This is a genomic window from Bacillus sp. JNUCC-22 (genome assembly GCF_018861275.1).
GTDB classification, from domain to species: Bacteria; Bacillota; Bacilli; order Bacillales; family Bacillaceae; genus Bacillus; species Bacillus velezensis.
In genome coordinates this window covers 2208238-2228539 of the sequence record NZ_CP076408.1, presented here as the reverse complement: position 1 = coordinate 2228539, position 20302 = coordinate 2208238, and the positions used below count along the sequence as shown (strand labels likewise).

General features: G+C 45.8%; 23 protein-coding genes. 21 read left to right on the top strand and 2 right to left on the bottom strand.

The genetic code is table 11. From position 1 onward, the window contains the following. Positions 1-11: 11 nt before the first annotated feature. The gene (locus tag JNUCC22_RS10745) at positions 12-260 is read right to left on the bottom strand and encodes a ferredoxin (protein WP_003153403.1); all 249 of its coding nucleotides are present in this window, start codon (positions 258-260) and stop codon (positions 12-14) included. Positions 261-528: 268 nt separating this feature from the next. Between JNUCC22_RS10745 and JNUCC22_RS10740 the strand changes: the two genes are divergently transcribed. The 17 genes from JNUCC22_RS10740 (at position 529) to fni (ending at position 16369) form a co-directional block, all read left to right on the top strand. Further along, complete coding sequence (locus tag JNUCC22_RS10740) at positions 529-1587, top strand: YpbB family protein (RefSeq protein ID WP_119001831.1); 1059 nt, start codon at positions 529-531, stop codon at positions 1585-1587. After that, positions 1580-3070: a RecQ family ATP-dependent DNA helicase gene (locus JNUCC22_RS10735; protein WP_108724845.1), complete on the top strand. Its 1491-nt coding sequence runs from the start codon at positions 1580-1582 to the stop codon at positions 3068-3070. Before JNUCC22_RS10740 ends, JNUCC22_RS10735 begins: the two co-directional genes overlap by 8 nt. Positions 3071-3084: 14 nt before the next feature. Then, complete coding sequence (locus JNUCC22_RS10730; RefSeq protein WP_007409441.1) at positions 3085-3672, top strand: CPBP family intramembrane glutamic endopeptidase; 588 nt, start codon at positions 3085-3087, stop codon at positions 3670-3672. Beyond that, a complete protein-coding gene (locus tag JNUCC22_RS10725) occupies positions 3650-4420 on the top strand; it encodes a LysM peptidoglycan-binding domain-containing protein (protein WP_007409442.1) in 771 nt (256 codons plus the stop codon). Before JNUCC22_RS10730 ends, JNUCC22_RS10725 begins: the two co-directional genes overlap by 23 nt. Before the next feature lie 68 nt (positions 4421-4488). Continuing rightward, positions 4489-4947, top strand: coding sequence for a YpbF family protein (locus JNUCC22_RS10720; RefSeq protein WP_020956009.1), 459 nt, complete (start codon positions 4489-4491; stop codon positions 4945-4947). Positions 4948-5033: 86 nt separating this feature from the next. Next, the gene (locus tag JNUCC22_RS10715) at positions 5034-5822 is read left to right on the top strand and encodes a metallophosphoesterase (RefSeq protein ID WP_032866320.1); all 789 of its coding nucleotides are present in this window, start codon (positions 5034-5036) and stop codon (positions 5820-5822) included. Positions 5823-5973: 151 nt separating this feature from the next. Further along, the gene (locus JNUCC22_RS10710) at positions 5974-6558 is read left to right on the top strand and encodes a genetic competence negative regulator (RefSeq protein ID WP_007409445.1); all 585 of its coding nucleotides are present in this window, start codon (positions 5974-5976) and stop codon (positions 6556-6558) included. Positions 6559-6718: 160 nt separating this feature from the next. Further along, a complete protein-coding gene (gene gudB, locus JNUCC22_RS10705; protein WP_003153413.1) occupies positions 6719-7993 on the top strand; it encodes an NAD-specific glutamate dehydrogenase in 1275 nt (424 codons plus the stop codon). 105 nt (positions 7994-8098) lie between these two features. Then, positions 8099-9082: a YpdA family putative bacillithiol disulfide reductase gene (locus JNUCC22_RS10700; RefSeq protein ID WP_039063269.1), complete on the top strand. Its 984-nt coding sequence runs from the start codon at positions 8099-8101 to the stop codon at positions 9080-9082. Between the two features lie 96 nt (positions 9083-9178). After that, the gene (prsW, locus tag JNUCC22_RS10695) at positions 9179-9835 is read left to right on the top strand and encodes a glutamic-type intramembrane protease PrsW (protein WP_003153415.1); all 657 of its coding nucleotides are present in this window, start codon (positions 9179-9181) and stop codon (positions 9833-9835) included. 130 nt (positions 9836-9965) lie between these two features. After that, positions 9966-10835, top strand: coding sequence for a spore cortex-lytic enzyme (gene sleB, locus JNUCC22_RS10690; protein WP_039063268.1), 870 nt, complete (start codon positions 9966-9968; stop codon positions 10833-10835). A gap of 24 nt (positions 10836-10859) precedes the next feature. Next, on the top strand, positions 10860-12209 hold the full coding sequence (gene ypeB, locus JNUCC22_RS10685) for a germination protein YpeB (protein WP_007612264.1): 1350 nt from the start codon (positions 10860-10862) through the stop codon (positions 12207-12209). 87 nt (positions 12210-12296) lie between these two features. Continuing rightward, positions 12297-12953, top strand: a complete 657-nt coding sequence (locus JNUCC22_RS10680) for a flagellar brake protein (RefSeq protein ID WP_007409449.1) — start codon at positions 12297-12299, stop codon at positions 12951-12953. A 46-nt stretch (positions 12954-12999) separates the two neighbouring features. Further along, entirely contained in the window at positions 13000-13176 is a 177-nt protein-coding gene (locus JNUCC22_RS10675) for a YpfB family protein (protein ID WP_003153420.1), read from the top strand. Between the two features lie 78 nt (positions 13177-13254). Further along, a complete protein-coding gene (gene cmk, locus JNUCC22_RS10670) occupies positions 13255-13929 on the top strand; it encodes a (d)CMP kinase (protein ID WP_007409450.1) in 675 nt (224 codons plus the stop codon). Positions 13930-14156: 227 nt separating this feature from the next. Further along, on the top strand, positions 14157-15305 hold the full coding sequence (gene rpsA / locus JNUCC22_RS10665) for a 30S ribosomal protein S1 (protein WP_003153426.1): 1149 nt from the start codon (positions 14157-14159) through the stop codon (positions 15303-15305). Between the two features lie 14 nt (positions 15306-15319). Then, a complete protein-coding gene (gene fni, locus JNUCC22_RS10660; protein ID WP_061046652.1) occupies positions 15320-16369 on the top strand; it encodes a type 2 isopentenyl-diphosphate Delta-isomerase in 1050 nt (349 codons plus the stop codon). A 34-nt stretch (positions 16370-16403) separates the two neighbouring features. Here fni and JNUCC22_RS10655 read toward each other — a convergent pair whose 3' ends face one another. Further along, positions 16404-16535, bottom strand: a complete 132-nt coding sequence (locus tag JNUCC22_RS10655; RefSeq protein ID WP_003153429.1) for a YpzI family protein — start codon at positions 16533-16535, stop codon at positions 16404-16406. Positions 16536-16611: 76 nt separating this feature from the next. Between JNUCC22_RS10655 and JNUCC22_RS10650 the strand changes: the two genes are divergently transcribed. From JNUCC22_RS10650 to JNUCC22_RS10635, 4 genes are all read left to right on the top strand, one after another. Further along, positions 16612-17214, top strand: a complete 603-nt coding sequence (locus JNUCC22_RS10650; protein ID WP_012117870.1) for a YphA family membrane protein — start codon at positions 16612-16614, stop codon at positions 17212-17214. Between the two features lie 192 nt (positions 17215-17406). Continuing rightward, positions 17407-18717, top strand: a complete 1311-nt coding sequence (engA, locus tag JNUCC22_RS10645) for a ribosome biogenesis GTPase Der (protein WP_015240107.1) — start codon at positions 17407-17409, stop codon at positions 18715-18717. 17 nt (positions 18718-18734) lie between these two features. After that, positions 18735-19772: an NAD(P)H-dependent glycerol-3-phosphate dehydrogenase gene (locus JNUCC22_RS10640; RefSeq protein ID WP_003153434.1), complete on the top strand. Its 1038-nt coding sequence runs from the start codon at positions 18735-18737 to the stop codon at positions 19770-19772. A gap of 317 nt (positions 19773-20089) precedes the next feature. After that, a complete protein-coding gene (locus JNUCC22_RS10635; protein ID WP_015240106.1) occupies positions 20090-20293 on the top strand; it encodes a DUF2768 domain-containing protein in 204 nt (67 codons plus the stop codon). The last annotated feature ends 9 nt before the right edge of the window (positions 20294-20302 follow it).

Below are 20302 nucleotides of genomic sequence, written 5' to 3'. Positions count from 1 at the left end.
GGAGGGCTTTTTTATTCGTATTTCAGCGGGTCGCCTTCGAACGGTTCATCCGCAACTTTGATTGAATCAGTAGGGCATCCTTCAAATGCGTCAATCATATCTTCTTCCAGAACTTCCGGAACTTCGACGACGCCTTTATTTTCGTCAAGCGTAACGAACGCAATGCCTTCATCATCATAATCATAAATGTCTGGTGCCGCAGCTCCGCAGGCGCCGCATGCAATACACGTATCTTTATCTACAATTGTGTACTTTGCCATGAATAAAACCTCCCAGATTGTTCGTGTTGGAACAAATGGTTTACCTTATATATTTTTAAATATAACACCTATTCCTCTTACTTATTGTAATGATGTTAGTGTCAAATTTCAACAGAAAAATGATTGAGAATGCTTATCACATAAGGGATTCTCTTTAGCACTTCCCCCTAAAAGATGACTTTAAACGTCAAATTTATATGAAAATCTGTTAAAATAAAAAGAACCAAAAAACGAAACTTGTCACAGAAGAAATGTAGGTGTGTTTAGATTGGCGATAAACTACTTTGATACCGTGGTTCTCGACTGTCTGGACAAAATAGACGGCGAACGGACTCCGAGTGCTGTGTTTCATTTATTAAAAGGAAAAAAGTCGTCTCAAACCATTCAGGATGCCGGCTTATTTCAGATCGCTCAATATTTCGGCATGGCTTCACATTGTGAACGCGGCGATATTGCGGCTTCTTTGCATAAACTCACCGAGAACTCATACATTACAGCCGGAAAAGAAGAGGGAACGTGGAAAGTGACTGCGCGCGGCGTTCAAAAGCTTGAACGGGCGTTTGCCGAGCGGCCTTGGCCGAAGCACTGCCACGGCGCGAATTATCAAACGCCTGCTGTTACCCTGTGGAGGCGGCTTTCCCTGCTCATTCAAGTCCTGTCAAACAAAGAGCATCAATGCAGTCAATATATCCCGGTTACAAACGATGTGCAGACGCTGAGATGGGTCAAACGGTTCATGCGGAAAAACATAGACGCTAAAGAGCTCTCCGTCCAAATGCATGAGACGCTGTTTCACCTTCTGCAAGGCGTAAGTGAACGGCAGGCGCTTATTTTTGTCTATTCTTTAACTTCATTCAACAGAATCGGCAAAACGAATAAGCAGCTTGCTCTCCAGCTGAACGAAGATGAATGGTATGTGTCCGTCCAGTTTTGGGGAGCGGTACATTATGTTATTCAATCGCTTCCGCAATGTGCATATCCCGCTCTGCGCGAGCTGTTGTCCGATCTGCAGGCGGAAAGCGCGCTGACACAGTCTGCCAGAAAAACCTTTGAGCTGTTGGAAAAAGGGTTTCCGATTGAACGGATCGCCGCGGTCAGAAATTTAAAAACCGCCACAATCGAAGATCATATCGTAGAAATATCATTGCATCAGCCTGCATTTTTTACAGAACAGTATCTTTCTGAAGAGGAACAGCGTATGATAACGGCATTTGCAAAACAGCATCAAACGAATAAAATTAAACGGATTCGCGAAGGAATGCAGATGCGCTTCAGCTATTTTCAGATCAGGCTGGCGCTGGCAAAGACGGTGAATCAGCATGACTGAGCTGCATAAAGCTTTATCCAGGTATTTTGGTTTGCATTCCTTTAAAAAAGGGCAGGAAGAGATTATGACTAGCGTGCTCCAAAAAAAAGATACGATCGCCATGCTTCCGACCGGCGGGGGAAAATCATTATGCTATCAGCTCCCGGGTTACATGATGGACGGGCTGGTGCTGATTATTTCACCGCTTCTATCATTAATGGAAGATCAGGTGCAGCAGCTGAAAGCGAAAGGAGAAAAGCGGGTTGCTGCATTAAACAGCATGCTGAATTCCGCAGAGCGGCATTTTATCCTCAGCAACATCAGCCGGTATAAATTTCTCTATATGTCTCCTGAAGCCCTTTCTTCACCTTATGTGCTGAACCGTTTGAAAAATGTCCCGGTCAGTTTATTTGTTATTGATGAGGCTCATTGCATATCAGAATGGGGACATGATTTCAGGCCTGATTACTCGAAGCTCGGGCCTTTCAGGCAGGCACTCGGAAAGCCGCCTGTATTGGCGCTGACCGCAACAGCGACAAAAGAAACGCTCAGAGACGTGACGGATGTGCTCGGACTTGAGCATGCGGTGCGTCATCTTTATTCAGTCAACCGGCCGAACATTCTCCTGGCGGCAGAACATTTGGCTGATAATACCGAAAAAATAAGCAGGCTCACGGAGCTTGCCGAAAAGCTTGAAGGCCCGGGTATCATATATTGTCCGACCAGAAAATGGGCGGAAGAGCTTGCGGCTGAGCTGAACGAAAAAACGGGAAAGCGGACGGATTATTATCACGGCGGAATGGATACAGGCGACAGGATTTTAATCCAGCAGCAATTTATCCATAACCAGCTTGATTGCATTTGCTGCACCAATGCGTTCGGCATGGGTGTGGATAAGTCAGATATCCGCTTTGTCATTCACTTTTATCCTCCCCAAACGGCCGAGGCCTTTATGCAGGAAATCGGCAGAGCGGGACGCGACGGCAGCCCGAGTGTCAGTATTTTGCTGAGGGCGCCCGGCGATACCGAGCTTCAGCAGCAGATTATTCAGACAGAAAGCCTGTCTGATTATGACCTGGAAGGCATTCTGGCCGTCATACGGGATGCCGGTACGGGTGATGAACGAAAGCTTCGGGACGTTCTGATCAATAAGGGCGTCCAGGAAACACAGGCGCGAACGGCCGTCCATCTGTTTCTGCAAGGAAAAACCACAAAAGACCAGCTGCGGGAAGAACTGACATACCGTGTGGAAAAGAAGCTGCGTAAAATGAATCGTTTTTCGGCGTTATTAGAGCGGAAAGAATGTATAAGAGAAGCGCTGCTGTCTTATTTTGATGAACCGTATGAGCCTGATGGTCAAACCGGACAATGCTGCAGCAGCTGCGGACTTGATCTGGCTCCGTACGAGCAAAAAGGAGAACGTAAAAATATGGAACGGTTAGAAGATTGGAAGCTGGAATTAGGCCGGATTTTCGGATCAGAGTCTGCGGGTGAGTTCAGCTGAGACGGCAAAGCGAATTGATCCGGCAGCTCTCAGACCGGGAGATTGTGATGCAGCTGTACGCCACCCAATTGCTCATATTGGCGGTTTCAGCTGTTATCGGCTTTTTCTTTTTTACCGACATTCACGATTTTTTAAAGCTGTGGCATATACGTGACGATAATATCATATGGTACGGTGTAACTCTTGCCGTCCTTGTCATTTTTGCCGATCTGGCGGTGATGAAATGGTGTCCTTCGCATTTATATGATGACGGCGGCATTAATGTATTGCTTTTTAAGAACAGGCCGGTTCTGCACATTTTGTTTTTGACGCTTCTCATTTCGTTCAGCGAAGAGATTTTGTTCAGAGGCGTTCTGCAGACACATATCGGCTTATGGGCCGCCAGCTTCATTTTTACCGTGCTTCATTTCAGATACTTGGCGAAGTGGCTTCTGTTTATGATGGTTGCGGGCATCAGTCTTTTGCTGGGGCTTATCTATGAATGGACCGGCAATTTATTCGTTCCGGTTACAGCGCATTTTATTATTGATGCGGTATTTGCCTGTCAGATCCGTTTTCAATATGTTAGGAGGGGTTTGCATGACGGAAATGTCAAGAGTTGAAAGAAGAAAAGCTCAGCTGCGTGCCGAGCAGCAGGTTGCCGCGGCCGCGGATGAACAAATTGAATATCTTGAAGACAGCCTCCCGACAAGACAATCTGTAAAAGAGGAGCGTAAAAAAAAGGAAGAGCAGGTGAAGGAAAAAACCAAAACAAAAACGCCGCTGTTCACTTTTCTGACCGTCCTGTTCATTATCGTAACAATCGGTGTCTTTTTCGGTCTTCTTTATATGACGAACAGCAGCAGATTTGACCCGAAGGACTATGAAGATGTCTTCATAGACCACAGTGAAAGCGCGCCTGCCGTTATTCCCAAAGGCGCTCAGAAAGAAACGTCAGAAACCGCTCTTTTAGAACAACCGAAAAAAAAGTCTGACGACAAAGATAAGAAAGAAGCGGCTGCACCTGAAAAAACGAAAGAAAAACCAAGTGAAAAAACACCTAAAAAAACGGAAACGCCCTCAGAAAAACAAGTAAAGCCGACAGACACCGAATACGCGGAGACAAAACAGCAGTCTCCGCCGGCTGTCCGTGAAAAAGCGGCTCCGGCTGAGGCGAGTGATCAAGCCGGGACTGTCCCAAAAAAAGTGCGGACCGTACAGCATACTGTACAGCCGAAAGAAACGCTTTACCGCATTTCAATGAAATACTATAAAAGCCGGGCGGGCGAAGAAAAAATCCGCAGCTACAACGGATTAAACGGAAACGACGTGTACACCGGCCAGGTTCTGAACATTCCGCTGTCTGATTAAAATAAATGCATGTTTTCACCGTGTTTTTCATATAGTGTACCAATGAAAACGGACAAGGTGTGAAGCGCATGGATTCTTTATGGAAGCAATTAGACCGATTTGCTGACGGACCGACGAAACAAATGCTTCAGGCGCTGGTGAAACGGAAATTAAAATACGAAAATTATGCCGCACAATGCCGAAGATGGCAGTGGGCGTCCCTCGTTTGTTTTTCCCTGATGTGCATACTGCTGATGTTTAAAAGCTTTAATGCCCCCCAAGCCTCTCCGCAGCTGATTCTGCAGGAAATATTAGGCCATACGGTTTACTTGTGCTGGATTATGGCTTCCGCTTTTGCGTATTGCACTTCTTATTATTTCAAAAAAAAGGAAGAAAAAGCTGAGGGTGAATTTCATAAACTGAGATGTGAAATTATCCAAAAAAGCACGGATTTATGGCCCCAGCCTGAAAAATGGAGGGCGAGAGAATCTGTTTTTCACTTGATGAAACATCAATATGATATCAATCTTTATTTTGAAAGCAAATAAAATGAGACGTTTTCCGGAAAGGATAGAAACGTCTTTTTTTGTTTGTCCGTCTAATATAAGACAATGACAGAATGGAGAGTGCGTTTATGAAGCTTACAGCGGGAATTCTCGGCTCATTGGCGGGAGCGGCTGCGGTTATGGCGGCCGTTATGTACAAAACGGCAAACGGCAGCCATCTGAAAACACATACATTTACGCTTGATAAAATGAAGGGGATGAAGCCGCTCACCATCTTTTTTATATCTGACGTGCACCGCCGTTTAATTGATGAAAAGCTTCTCCGCGAAGCGGCAGGTTATAAGCCGGATGCCGTTTTGCTCGGCGGTGATTTGGCGGAGGGCGGAGTTCCTTACGCCAGAATTGAAGAAAACATCAAACGTCTGACGGCTCTTGCGCCTGTCATGTATGTGTGGGGAAATAATGATTACGAGGTCAGCCAGCAAAAACTGCTCTCTCTTTTACGGGCATATAAAGTGATCCCGCTGAGAAATGAATCGGTTCAGTTTGCTTATAAAGGGGAAACCGTTACGATCTGCGGCGTGGATGATATCAGGATGATGATGGATGATTACGATGCTGCAATCAGATATACGGATGCTGACAAAGTAAACCTCCTGCTTTGCCATAACCCCGACATCCATGAGCAGATGAGGGAGTCAGACGGGATTGACGCTGTGTTCAGCGGCCATACGCATGGCGGCCAAATCCGTTTCGGACGGTTCGGGCCGTACGAATTGGGCAGGACGGGAACGGTAAAAAAAGCGCATTACCTGATCAGCAACGGCTACGGGACGACAAAAGTTCCGCTGAGGCTCGGGGCGAAACCGGAGACGCATATGATTACGCTGTGCGGACCGGATGAGCCGTCTTCCTGAAACAAACCCGGCCGTGGTGATAAAAAACGGCATTCTGCTTGTCTTCCCGCTGTACACGGTGTAAACTGATAACAAATTAAGAACCTATGACTCATTTATTCATATACTGTGTTATATGATTTGTGTGCAAGAAGAGGCAGGAGGGAACATTATGCGGCTTGAGCGTCTGAACTATAATAAGATTAAAATCTTTTTAACCCTCGACGATCTGACTGATCGGGGACTGACAAAAGAAGACCTCTGGAAGGACTCGTTTAAAGTCCACCAGTTATTTAAAGATATGATGAATGAAGCAAATACAGAGCTCGGCTTTGAAGCGAATGGTCCGATCGCGGTGGAAGTATATTCTCTTCAGGCACAAGGCATGGTTGTGATTGTAACGAAAAATCATGACACGGACGCAGAAGATGACGAATATGACGATGATTATATCGAGATGCAGGTCAAACTTGACGAAAGCCCGGATATTATTTATCAGTTCCATTCGTTTGAAGATATCATTCAGCTTGCCGGAAGCCTTCACCGAATCGGGATTACCGGCGGCACCGTCTACCACTATGAGAACCAATACTATGTAAGCCTTGAAGACCTCGGCTCCCGTTCCGCCGAAGGCGTCATCGCGGTGCTGGCTGAATACGGACACCCGGCGACGATTACGATTTACAGGCTCCATGAGTACGGAAAACTCATCATGGACGGCAATGCTGTGGAGACCATCCAGAAACATTTTTCATAAAAAAGATTTGAAACGGCAGCTGTTTTCAGCGGCCGTCTTTTTTTAAGCGAAATAATGGAAAAATCATTGTCTTTCTTCTATGCACGGAGATATTGAAGGTGTATACTAGTCACTGAAAGGGAGCATGAGAGAAACAGAAGATTTTAGGAGGTTAACTCAAATGGCAGCCGATCGATTCACCGGTCATAATGAAGAAGACAAACATGATGTATTAAAATCAACCCAAACCGTAATACATAAAGCTCTGGAAAAATTGGGGTATCCAGAAGAAGTGTATGAACTGCTGAAAGAGCCGCTCAGATTATTAACGGTTAAAATTCCTGTTCGGATGGATGACGGGTCTGTGAAAATATTTACAGGCTATCGTGCGCAGCACAATGATTCCGTAGGTCCGACAAAAGGCGGCATTCGTTTTCACCCGAATGTAACTGAAAAAGAGGTGAAAGCACTTTCCATCTGGATGAGTTTAAAATGCGGAATTATTGATCTTCCTTATGGCGGTGGTAAAGGCGGAATTGTTTGTGATCCGAGAAATATGTCATTCAGAGAGCTTGAAAGGCTGAGCAGGGGATATGTCAGAGCAATCAGTCAGATTGTCGGACCGACTAAAGACGTCCCGGCACCTGACGTATTTACAAACTCACAGATTATGGCTTGGATGATGGATGAATATTCAAGAATTGATGAATTTAACTCACCCGGCTTTATTACGGGAAAACCGCTTGTACTCGGCGGATCCCACGGCAGGGAATCAGCGACGGCAAAAGGCGTCACCATCTGCATAAAAGAAGCGGCAAAGAAAAAAGGTCTCGATATTCAGAACGCGCGCGTCGTCGTACAAGGTTTCGGAAATGCGGGCAGCTATCTGGCCAAGTTTATGCATGACGCCGGCGCGAAAGTTGTCGGAATTTCTGACGCGTACGGAGGCCTTTACGATCCGGACGGTCTTGATATTGATTATCTGCTTGACCGCAGAGACAGCTTCGGAACGGTGACGAAGCTTTTTAATGACACCATTACGAATCAGGAGCTGCTTGAGCTGGACTGTGATATACTTGTCCCGGCGGCGATCGAAAACCAAATTACAGAAGAAAACGCTGACCGCATCAAAGCGAAAATCGTTGTAGAAGCGGCAAACGGACCGACGACACTGGAAGGAACGAAAATCCTGACAGACAAAGGAACGCTGCTGGTTCCCGATGTTCTGGCGAGCGCCGGCGGTGTAACGGTTTCTTATTTCGAATGGGTTCAAAACAACCAAGGCTTCTACTGGAGTGAAGAAGAAGTCGAGGAAAAACTGGAAAATATGATGATAAAATCGTTTAATAATATTTATGAAATGTCCCAAAACCGCCGGATTGACATGAGGCTTGCGGCTTACATGGTCGGCGTGCGGAAAATGGCGGAGGCTTCGCGTTTCAGAGGCTGGATATAAACCAATCGTTTGCATAAACAAAAAAAATCTCCTATGATAATATAGGAGATTTTTTATATGAGTGGAAACTTATGATCGAAATGCCAATCGCAGGAGTTGAAGGACATGACAGAAGAAAAAGCAATTATAATAGGCGGAGGTCCTTGCGGATTATCGGCGGCTATACATCTGAAGCAAATTGGCGTGAACGCGCTTGTGATCGAAAAAGGGAATGTCGTAAACAGCATTTATAACTATCCGACCCACCAAACTTTTTTCAGTTCAAGTGAAAAATTGGAGATCGGCGATGTCGCCTTTATTACGGAAAACAGAAAACCGGTCCGCATACAGGCTCTCTCTTACTACAGAGAGGTTGTCAGAAGAAAAGAGCTGCGCGTAAACGCCTTTGAAACGGTGGAGCGCGTAACGAAACAGGAAGACGGCTGTTTTCTTGTAGAAACATCAAAAGACCGCTACCTCACTCCGTTTTGTATCATTGCGACAGGATATTATGATCATCCGAATTATATGAACATACCGGGTGAAGGGCTTCCTAAGGTATTTCATTACTTTAAAGAAGGCCATCCTTATTTTGATAAAGATGTTGCTGTGATCGGCGGGAAAAACTCAAGTGTGGACGCGGCTTTGGAACTGGTGAAGTCCGGTGCGCGCGTCACGGTGCTCTACAGAGGACATGAGTACTCCCCGAGCATCAAGCCGTGGATTCTGCCTGAGTTTGAGGCCCTCGTCAGAAACGGCACAATCCGGATGGAATTCGGCGCTTGTCTTGAAGAAGTGACGGAAGATGAAATCATTTTCCGCTCCGGCCGAAATGAGACGGTCCGGCTGAAAAACGATTTCGTATTTGCCATGACGGGATACCATCCCGATCACGGTTTCCTCGAAAAAATCGGTGTGCGGATTGATGCGGAATCAGGCCGGCCGTTTTTCCGGGAAGAAACGATGGAAACAAATGTTGACGGTGTTTTTATCGCCGGAGTCATTGCGGCTGGAAATAACGCCAACGAAATTTTTATCGAGAACGGCCGTTTTCACGGCGGTTTGATCGCAAATGAAATATCAAAACGGCTGGGTGCAGAGAGCATATGATCATTCATATGCTCTTTTTTAAAAAAATTGAAAGATGTAAAAATGTGAACAACATGGTACGATAGATATAGGAATATAAAGGAAAGAGGTTGCCTGATGTTTGCAATCATCTCTGCAGGAATTGCTCCCGGCATTGCGCTGTTAAGCTATTTTTATTTAAAAGATCAGTATGACAATGAACCCGTACATATGGTGCTGAGGTCTTTTTTTCTCGGGGTTGTCCTTGTGTTTCCGACCATGTTTATCCAATATGTTCTTGAAAAAGAGCATGTGGGGGGAGGAAGCTTTTTCGTTTCGTTTTTGTCTTCGGGATTTCTGGAAGAATCGGTGAAATGGTTCGTTCTGATGATCAGTGTGTATCCGCATGCTCATTTTGATGAGCATTATGACGGAATCGTTTACGGGGCCAGTGTGTCTTTAGGATTTGCCACGCTTGAAAATATTCTGTATTTATTCGGCCACGGCGTTGAACATGCTTTCATCAGGGCGCTTCTGCCGGTCTCCTGCCATGCGCTGATCGGAGTGATTATGGGATTTTATCTCGGAAAAGCCCGCTTTTCGCAGAAAAAAGCCCGTGTCAAATGGCTTGTGATTTCGCTGGCCGTGCCTTCATGTCTGCACGGTTCTTACGATTTTATTCTTACCGCCCTCAATCATTGGGTATATTATATGCTGCCGTTTATGCTGTTTTTATGGTGGTTCGGGCTGCGAAAGGCAAAAAAAGCACGCTCCGTCAATATGATCCAAGTGTGAAGAAACCGCGCGTCGCGTGCGGTTTCTTTTTTATGCCTTGACAGGGGATAAGAAGGAAACGTGCATAAAAATAACCTCGTGACAGACAATACGGGTACACTTTAAATTTTGCAGTAGGAGGCTTGAAGAGATGAAGTGCAAAGGAGCCTTTATGGCATGTCTCATTCTATTTTCTTTCGCCGCCGCTTTCTTCGATCATCATGAAACGGTTCATGCGTTTTCAAATCAAGTGATTCAAAGAGGCGCGACGGGTGATGATGTTATAGAATTGCAGGCCCGTCTTCAATATAACGGATTTTATAACGGGAAAATCGATGGTGTTTACGGCTGGACCACATACTGGGCCGTGAGAAATTTTCAGGAGAAATTCGGCATGAAACCGGTTGACGGCCTCGTCGGCGCGAAAACCAAACAGGTGCTGATTTCAAAATCAAAATATTACCGTGAATATGTAATGGAGCAGATCCAAAAAGGGAATACGTTCACTCATTATGGCAACGTCCCATTGGAAAACCAAACAAAACCGAGAGCCGGAACGCAGAAGCCGGCGGGAACGAATAAGCCTGCTCAAAAGCCGCAAAACAATACAGGCAGTCAGTCAAATCAAAAGCAAAATACGACAGCGGCCAATATGCCTGGCGGTTTCTCAAACAACGACATCAATCTTCTGGCACAGGCTGTGTACGGGGAAGCACGCGGTGAGCCGTTTGAAGGGCAGGTTGCCATCGCCGCGGTTATTTTAAACCGTATTAAAAGCCCGTTATTTCCGAATACGGTGGCCGGCGTCATTTTCGAACCGCTCGCGTTTACCGCCGTTGCCGACGGCCAAATATATATGCAGCCGAATGAAAGAGCAAAAGAAGCGGTTCTTGATGCGATCAACGGCTGGGATCCTTCTGAAAACGCGATTTATTATTTCAATCCTGATACGGCGACAAGCAAATGGATTTGGGGACGTCCGCAGATTAAAAGAATCGGAAAGCACATTTTCTGTGAGTAAAAGTACGCAAAATGAGGTGTTAACATGATTAGAGGAATCATTATCGCTGTTCTCGGTGTCGCGATCGCCGCAACCGGATACTGGGGATATAAAGAGCATCAGGAAAAAGATGCGGTCCTTCTGCATGCGGAAAATAATTATCAGAGGGCTTTTCATGAATTGACGTACCATGTAGATCAGCTTCACGACAAAATCGGGACGACGCTTGCGATGAACAGTAAAAAATCTCTGTCTCCGGCGCTCATTGATGTATGGAGAATTACATCTGAAGCACATAACAATGTGAGCCAGCTGCCGCTGACTCTCATGCCTTTTAATAAGACGGAGGAGTTTTTATCCAACATAGGAGATTTCAGCTATAAAACATCTGTCCGGGATTTAGACCAAAAACCGCTTGATAAGAAAGAATATACAACACTGAACAGCCTGTACAAACAGGCGGAGAACATTCAAAACCAGCTCCGCAGCGTTCAGCATCTCGTCATGAGCAAAAATTTACGGTGGATGGATGTTGAGATGGCGCTCGCCTCTGACAAAAAACAAAGCGATAATACGATCGTCGACAGCTTTAAAACAGTCGAAAAAAATGTAGGCGCTTTTTCTGAAGACAGCATCAGCCCCACGTTTACAAGCGCAAATACAGAACGAAAAGGTTTTACGCATCTGAAAGGAAAACAAATTACGGAGAAAGAAGCGGTCAAAATCGCGCAACGGTTTGCGCCTGATCATAATTATTCAATTAAAGTGGTCAAAAGCGGCAGGAAGACGAATCGGGACGTATACAGCATCCGCATGAAAGACGCCGACAACAAGTCTTTTATCTATATGGATATTACCCAAAAAGGCGGACATCCGGTCTATTTGATTCAAAAACGGGCCGTGAAGAAACAAAAGATCAGCCTCAATGAAGCATCTAACCGGGCCGTCGCGTTTTTAAAGAAAAATGGATATGAAACAAAAGGCCTCGAAATTGATGAAAGCGCGCAATATAATAACATCGGCGTCTTTTCTTTTATCCCCGTGGAGAAAAACGTCCGCATTTATCCGGAAGCCATCCGAATGAAAGTGGCGCTGGATGATGGTGAAGTCGTCGGTTTTTCCGCGCGTGATTACCTGGCGGCGCACCGCACGAGAACGATTCCGGCTCCCGCTTTGTCAGCTGATGAAGCGAAAGCGAAGCTGAATAAAAATGTTGAAGTGCGGGAGACCCGGCAGGCGCTGATCACGAATGAGCTCGGTCAGGAAGTGCTTTGCTACGAAATGCTCGGGACGATCGGGAAAGACACATATCAAATGTTCATTAATGCGGACGACGGAAAAGAGGAAAAAATAGAAAAGTTAAAAAGTGCAGAACCTATATATAAAGACCTATAAAAATAAAGGAGGAAAGGACTAAAAGTCTTTTCCTTTTTTTCGTTACATGCTTTAATAAAAGCATAAATAATGAAAGAGTGAAGGCCCATGATAGCTGTCGGAGATTATATTTGGATTGAATACATAGAGAACAATGAGCCCAAAAAAGCGAGGAGCAAAGCAGTAAGCGTTGAAAACGGCGAACTGCACATCTCATATCCCGTCGATCTGGATTCGGGACGGACGGTCTTTTTGCATAAAGGATTGGAAATAACAGCGGAATTTATGGGGAATGGCCACGTGCCGTATCAATTTAAAAGCATAATCAAAGGAAAGAAAAAAGACCCCATCCCGATGATCGGATTGGACATCCCCCCTCAGGAGGAAATGAAGCGGATTCAAAGACGCCGATACGTCCGTGCAGACGCAGTATTGGATGTATCCGTCAAAATGGAAGCGAAAAAAACCGCTTTCCAAACGGTTTCCTCTAATATCAGCGCCGGCGGAATCGCTGTTGTGATGCCTGAGCATATTTCCGCGGAACCAGGTGAAAAGCTGTATGTCTCATTTTCTCTTCCCGGCAAGGAAAATACAGCCGATATTACGGCCGAGGCTGTTACCCAGCGGATTTTTTATGATGAAAAGGCGGATAAACAAAAAATGACGCTTGAATTTGCAGAAATCGATCCCGCATCGCAGCAGCTTTTACTCCAATATTGTATGCGCGCGCAGCTGCAGCAGAGAAGAAACAGTCTGTCGGAATAAACAGCAGCGCACTTTTCCATACTAATCCTAATGGAGGTGCGCGTGTATGAAAACGTTTGAACGTCTGCTGGTCAAATTGGTCTGCATTCAGCTTATAATTTTGGGCGCGGTGCAATTTTTGCTTCATTATCAGCCTATTGAACCTTATATTTCGAAAGCTGTGAAATATGAGGGAGTTGATAAAATGGAGAAAAAAGAATGGATTGAAACGGTAAAGCGGTAAATCAGCTCAATTTTTTCGCCCCTTTTCCGGCAGTTCATGATACAATCCATAGAGGAGTAAAGAGCAAGGAGAGAGATTATGGACAAGAAATTATCAATTGCGATCGACGGGCCGGCCGCTGCCGGAAAAAGCACCGTTGCTAAAATAGTGGCTGAGAAAAAATCATATGTGTACATTGATACAGGAGCGATGTATCGTGCCATTACATATACGGCGCTCAAGCAGAATGCCGATTTAACTGATGAAGCGGCGCTTACAGAGCTGCTGAAGCGTACGGAAATTGAGCTTGTATCCGTTCCGGAAGGACAAATCGTTCTGGTAAACGGAGAAGATGTGACAGAAGAAATCCGTAAAGACGAAGTCAGCAACCAAGTATCAATCGCCGCCAAGCATAAAGGCGTCAGAGAAGAAATGGTCAAAAGACAGCAGCAGCTCGGACAAAAAGGCGGTGTCGTCATGGACGGCCGTGATATCGGTACTCATGTGCTGCCTGATGCCGAAGTGAAAATTTTTCTGCTCGCGTCCGTAGAGGAAAGAGCGAAGCGCCGATATGAAGAGAATAAGAAAAAAGGCTATGACGTGAATTACGAGACGCTCATTGAAGAAATTGCCAGACGCGACAAACTCGATTCAGAGAGGGAAGTTTCCCCGCTGCGCAAAGCGGAAGACGCGATTGAAATCGATACGACGTCACTCAGCATTGCCGAAGTCGCAGGAAAAATTCTGGAGATCGTCGAACAGAAATCACGTTAACTTCGGGCGGAGCGCTTTATAATTTTTTTCAAAAGACAAGATGTTATTGCTTGACAAACCAGTCCATTTATTAGAAGTTAATACTAATAAAACTTTTTATTGATCATTCAAAATCTTTTTTGGATGATTCTTTAATACATATTCGGCTGAAAAGCGGACATTCACATGTTCAGCTTTCAAACCGTATTAATTAAGCTGTGTAGGTTTGGACCAAGGAGGTTATTCAAATGACAGAGGAAATGAATCAAATTGATGTTCAAGTGCCAGAGGTTGGAGATGTAGTAAAAGGGATTGTGACAAAGGTAGAGGACAAGCATGTAGATGTCGAAATTGTCAATGTCAAACAGTCCGGAATCATTCCAATCAGTGAATTATCAAGTCTTCATGTAGAGAAAGCATCGGATGTCGTAAAAGTTGACGACGAGCTTGACCTGAAAGTAACAAAAGTGGAAGACGATGCTTTGATTTTATCTAAACGTGCCGTTGATGCTGACCGCGCTTGGGAAGACCTTGAAAAAAAATTCGACACAAAAGAAGTGTTTGAAGCTGAAGTGAAAGATGTGGTGAAAGGCGGTCTCGTCGTTGATATCGGCGTTCGCGGCTTCATTCCCGCATCACTTGTCGAAGCTCATTTCGTCGAGGATTTCACTGACTATAAAGGGAAAACCCTCTCTCTTATCGTCGTTGAACTCGACCGTGATAAAAACCGGGTGATTCTGTCACACCGGGCTGTAGTGGAAAAAGAACAGACAGCCAAAAAGCATGATTTTCTCCAAACGCTTGAGGTTGGAAGCGTGCTTGAAGGAAAAGTGCAGCGTCTGACTGATTTCGGCGCATTTGTCGACATCGGCGGAATTGACGGGCTTGTTCATATTTCGCAGCTGTCTCATTCACACGTCGAAAAACCGTCTGACGTGGTGGAAGAAGGTCAGGACGTAAAAGTGAAAGTACTGTCCGTAGACCGCGATAACGAACGTATTTCTTTATCTATTAAAGAAACGCTGCCGGGACCTTGGAGCCAGATCGGCGAAAAGGTAAAACAGGGAGATGTGCTTGAAGGAAAAGTGCAGCGCCTTGTAAGCTTCGGCGCCTTCGTTGAAATTCTTCCGGGCGTGGAAGGACTTGTGCACATTTCGCAAATTTCCAATAAACATATCGGAACGCCGCATGAAGTGCTTGAAGAAGGACAGACTGTTAAAGTGAAAGTGCTTGACGTGAACGAAAGCGAAGAGCGCATTTCCTTAAGCATGCGTGAGCTTGAAGAAGCGCCGAAAGCCGATCAGGAGGACTTCCGCCAATACCAGGCGAAAGAAGAGCCAAGCACCGGCTTCCAGCTTGGCGATTTAATCGGAGACAAGCTTAATAAATTAAAATAAATTGGTGATAAAACGTGACACGAGCAGAACGAAAAAGAGAACATATAAATCATGCGCTGTCTACCGGCCAAAACCGGGAAACGGGGCTTGATGATATTACGTTTGTTCATGTCAGCCTACCGAACCTAGCATTGGAAAAAGTGGATATATCAACGAAAATCGGCGGACTCACAAGCAGTTCGCCGATTTTTATCAATGCGATGACAGGCGGCGGCGGACAACTTACATACGAAATTAACAGATCGCTGGCAAGAGCCGCGCGCAAAGCCGGCATGCCGCTGGCTGTCGGTTCGCAAATGTCAGCTTTAAAAGATCCCTCCGAACGGTGTTCTTACGAGATCGTCAGAAAAGAGAATCCGGATGGGCTGGTATTTGCCAATTTAGGCAGCGAGGCGGATGCCGAGCAGGCGAAAAGGGCAGTTGATATGATTCAAGCAGATGCCCTCCAGATTCATTTAAATGTGATTCAGGAGATCGTCATGCCAGAGGGTGACAGAAGCTTTACTGGCGCTCTCGGCCGTATTGAGCGGATTGCGGCGGAAGCGGGAGTTCCCGTTTTTGTCAAAGAAGTCGGCTTCGGAATGAGCAGGGAATCGGCACGGCAGTTATTTGATGCTGGCGCAGCAGCAGTTGATGCCGGCGGATACGGAGGTACGAATTTCTCTAAGATTGAAAATATGCGCAGAGAGAAGGCGCTTCATTTTTTTAATACGTGGGGAATTTCCACTGCCGCAAGCTTAGCGGAAATCCACTCGCTCTCCGCTGATCAATCAATTATCGCATCCGGCGGGCTGCAAAGCGCCCTGGATGTCGCCAAATCGATTGCCCTCGGCGCTTCCGGCGCGGGAATGGCGGGCACTTTCCTGAAAGCTCTCACCTCTAAAGGAGAAGAGGGCCTGTTTGACGAGATGACGGCGCTTTTACAAGAGCTGAAAATGATTATGACCGCCCTCGGATGCCAATCGGTTTCCCAATTGCAAAAGGCGCCTTTGGTCATAAAAGGTGAGACACATCACTGGCTTTCTGAACGGGGGATTGACACGTCCCGTTTCAGCAGACGTTAAAAGGCATGCGAACCCGCATGCCTTTTTCTGTTTTTTACGATTTTCTTTTTCGGAATTCCCCGTTTTGCTCAAGGCTTGTCGCTCCTTTATGGTGAATCGAATCATCGCGATCAGATTCCACCCGTCGGGAGGCTTTCAGTTTTTTCTCCTGTCTGTCTTTTCCCATCCTTATCCGCTCCTTTCAGTCATAATTGGTTTAAAAAATGCGTTCCCGCTCCATACTGGTCAGAGGAGGAGCGATTATGGAACCGTTTTATTATTACTGGTCAATGTGGTTTTTATGGATACTTGCGACTTTTATTTTTGCCAAAACAAAAAGCCGTTTTTACGTATCAGTCTTTATTTTGACTAATATGATGGCAAGCATACATCAGATTACGGCTTATTTTACGCTGAATGCGGCATATGTCATGTTTTTTGCTGCGGCATTTGTTTATGCGGGAAGCCTCGGCATGCATAAACGGCTCCGTAATATTGTGATTCATCTGACGGCGGCTGCGGCGTACGGCTTTATTTTTCTTTTTGCATTATATGATCCTGTTTGGTTTATCATAAAACCTGAATGGGCGGCGGTTATACTGCTTACCGTTATTACGCTTTCCGTTGAGGGGCGGTTCCCTGAGAGGCTTTGTCTTTTTGTTCTCGGCATGTGCCAGGGGGAGCTATTGTATGCTGCGGTCATCCGCAATATTGCGGGTGCTGCAGCCGTCGGGGATTATAAATGGCTTTCAGGCTGTTCGGCGGGAGTGATTCTTCTCGTCGGGCTGACTACATATGAACAGCTTGCGGCGCGCATCAGCCAAAAAAGCAAAAAGCAGGGCAAAGGAGCGACAAAAATGTCTTGAAAACAGACGGAGACTGTTACATGAATGCGAAACATTTTGAAGAATACATTGTGATCTCAGTGAAAACTGATATAATAAATGAGTTAAGCCCTTCTGTTTGAAGGGTTCTTTTCATAGCGAAGATGATTTTTAATAACCGGTTGAACAATTTTTTGTGAAAATGTAAGCGGCTGGATTGAAAGGAAGGGTACTATGGGTAAACCTGTCGTAGCCATTGTCGGAAGACCGAATGTGGGAAAATCCACAATCTTTAACCGGATTGCGGGTGAAAGAATTTCAATAGTAGAAGATACCCCCGGAGTGACGCGGGACCGGATATACAGTTCGGCGGAATGGCTGAATTATGATTTTAACCTGATTGATACGGGCGGAATTGATATCGGAGACGAACCGTTTCTGACACAGATCCGCCAGCAGGCTGAAATCGCCATGGACGAGGCTGATGTGATCATCTTTATGGTGAACGGCCGCGAAGGTGTGACGTCTGCGGATGAAGAAGTGGCGAAAATACTGTACCGGACGAAAAAACCGGTCGTATTAGCCGTAAATAAATTAGATAATACCGAAATGAGAGCGAACATCTATGACTTTTATGCGCTCGGCTTTGGAGAACCGTATCCGATTTCGGGCACACACGGTTTAGGATTGGGAGATTTGCTCGATGCTTGTGCCGAGCATTTTAAAAACATTCCGGAGACGAAGTACAGTGATGATGTCGTTCAATTCTGCCTGATCGGCCGCCCGAATGTCGGAAAATCATCCCTTGTCAATGCGATGCTCGGCGAAGAGCGGGTTATCGTGAGCAACGTAGCCGGAACGACTAGAGACGCTGTGGATACGGCGTTCACCTACAATCAGCAGGAATTTGTAATCGTTGACACGGCGGGAATGAGAAAAAAGGGTAAAGTATATGAAACAACAGAAAAATACAGTGTGCTTCGGGCGTTAAAAGCCATTGACCGCTCAGACGTCGTCGGCGTTGTGCTGAATGCAGAAGAAGGCATCCTTGAGCAGGACAAGCGGATCGCCGGATACGCCCATGAAGCCGGGAAAGCCGTCGTCATTATCGTAAACAAATGGGATGCCGTTGATAAAGACGAGCGCACGATGAAAGAATTTGAACAGAATATTCGGGAACATTTCCAATTTCTCGATTACGCGCCGGTGCTGTTTATGTCGGCACTGACGACAAAGCGGATTCATACACTCATGCCTGCGATTATTAAAGCGAGTGAAAACCACTCTCTCCGCGTGCAGACAAATATCTTAAATGATGTCATTATGGATGCGGTCGCCATGAATCCGACTCCGACGCACAACGGCTCCCGTCTGAAAATTTACTATGCGACTCAAGTCGCTGTTAAGCCGCCGAGCTTCGTTGTTTTTGTCAACGATCCGGAACTGATGCATTTTTCTTATGAACGCTTTTTAGAAAACCGAATCCGGGACGCTTTCGGATTTGAAGGTACGCCAATTAAAATATTTGCAAGAGCAAGAAAATAAAAAGGTGTGATACAGAGATGAAAAAAGTGGCAATGCTTGGAGCGGGAAGCTGGGGCACTGCACTTTCTTTAGTGCTGGCTGATAACGGACATCAAGTCATGATGTGGGGACACCGTGCCGAATTGATCGATCAAATCAACGAACTGCATGAAAACAAAGATTACCTGCCGGGGGTGGAGCTATCAAGTTCTATCATCGGTACAGCTGATTTAAGCGAGGCTTTAAAAGGAGCTGACTTCATCATTGTGGCAGTTCCGACAAAAGCCATTCGGGAAGTGCTGAAAAAGGCTCTGCCGTACATCCCGAAACAATCGATTTTTGTTCATGTCAGCAAGGGAATTGAGCCGGATTCGCTTCTCCGCATTTCAGAATTAATGGAAGAGGAGCTGCCTGAGGAGTACAGAAAAGACATCGTCGTGCTTTCAGGGCCGAGCCACGCTGAGGAAGTCGGATTAAGACACCCGACGACTGTTACATCATCTTCAAAAAATATCAAGGCTGCAGAAGCGGTTCAGGATTTATTCATGAACCAGCATTTCCGCGTCTATACCAATCCGGATATGATCGGTGTTGAAATAGGGGGAGCGTTAAAGAATATCATCGCTCTTGCAGCGGGGATTACAGACGGATTGGGATACGGAGATAATGCAAAAGCGGCCTTAATCACCCGAGGTCTTGCTGAAATCGCCAGACTCGGCACAAAGATGGGCGGAAATCCGCTCACCTTTTCCGGCCTGACCGGCGTAGGCGATTTAATCGTGACGTGTACAAGCGTTCATTCCCGAAACTGGCGCGCCGGCAACCTGCTCGGCAAAGGATATAAGCTGGAAGCTGTCCTGGATAAGATGGGGATGGTTGTTGAAGGCGTGCGGACGACGAAAGCTGCGTATCAGCTGTCTCAAAAATACCAAGTGAAAATGCCGATCACAGAGGCGCTTCATCAAGTATTATTTAACGGGCAGAAGGTAGAAACGGCCGTAGAATCCTTAATGGCCAGAGTGAAAACCCATGAGATGGAAGACTTGGTCAACACATTCGAAAACCGGGTGAAGTGACAATACCATGCCGTCAGCATATTCTGAAGTGACGAAAGTCCAAAACGCAGAACTCTCCGGCTGAAATCGCTTAAAACATTTGCTGATTTAGGCAGAAGAGGATGCAGACGTATGCATCTGCGCATACTATAGCATCGAAGTCCAAGAGAGTGTATCTCAGACGTACAGGTGAATATAGTCAACTTGACTGAAGCAAAGTCCCCCTCTTTGCTTCAGTTTTTTTGTTTTTCAATAGATGGAAAACCTGTTGATCTTTTCAACATTTGTATATTAAAATGAAATATAACGCTTACAATGATGGGACGGGGGGCACGAACGTGAGTGTGGCATTGATGAAAATGTGGTTTGCGCTTGGTGCGATGGGATTAATGTTTGTTGCAGTGGCCTCTATTTATGTCAGCAGGTACAAAGTGAAAAACAAACTGATAAAAGCAGCGGTTTCTTCACTCGCTTATGCCTGCATGATCATCTCGGGATTGATCGTGTTAATGGTCGTTTTCAGCGGGCCTGTCAATGAATAAAGCAAAAAG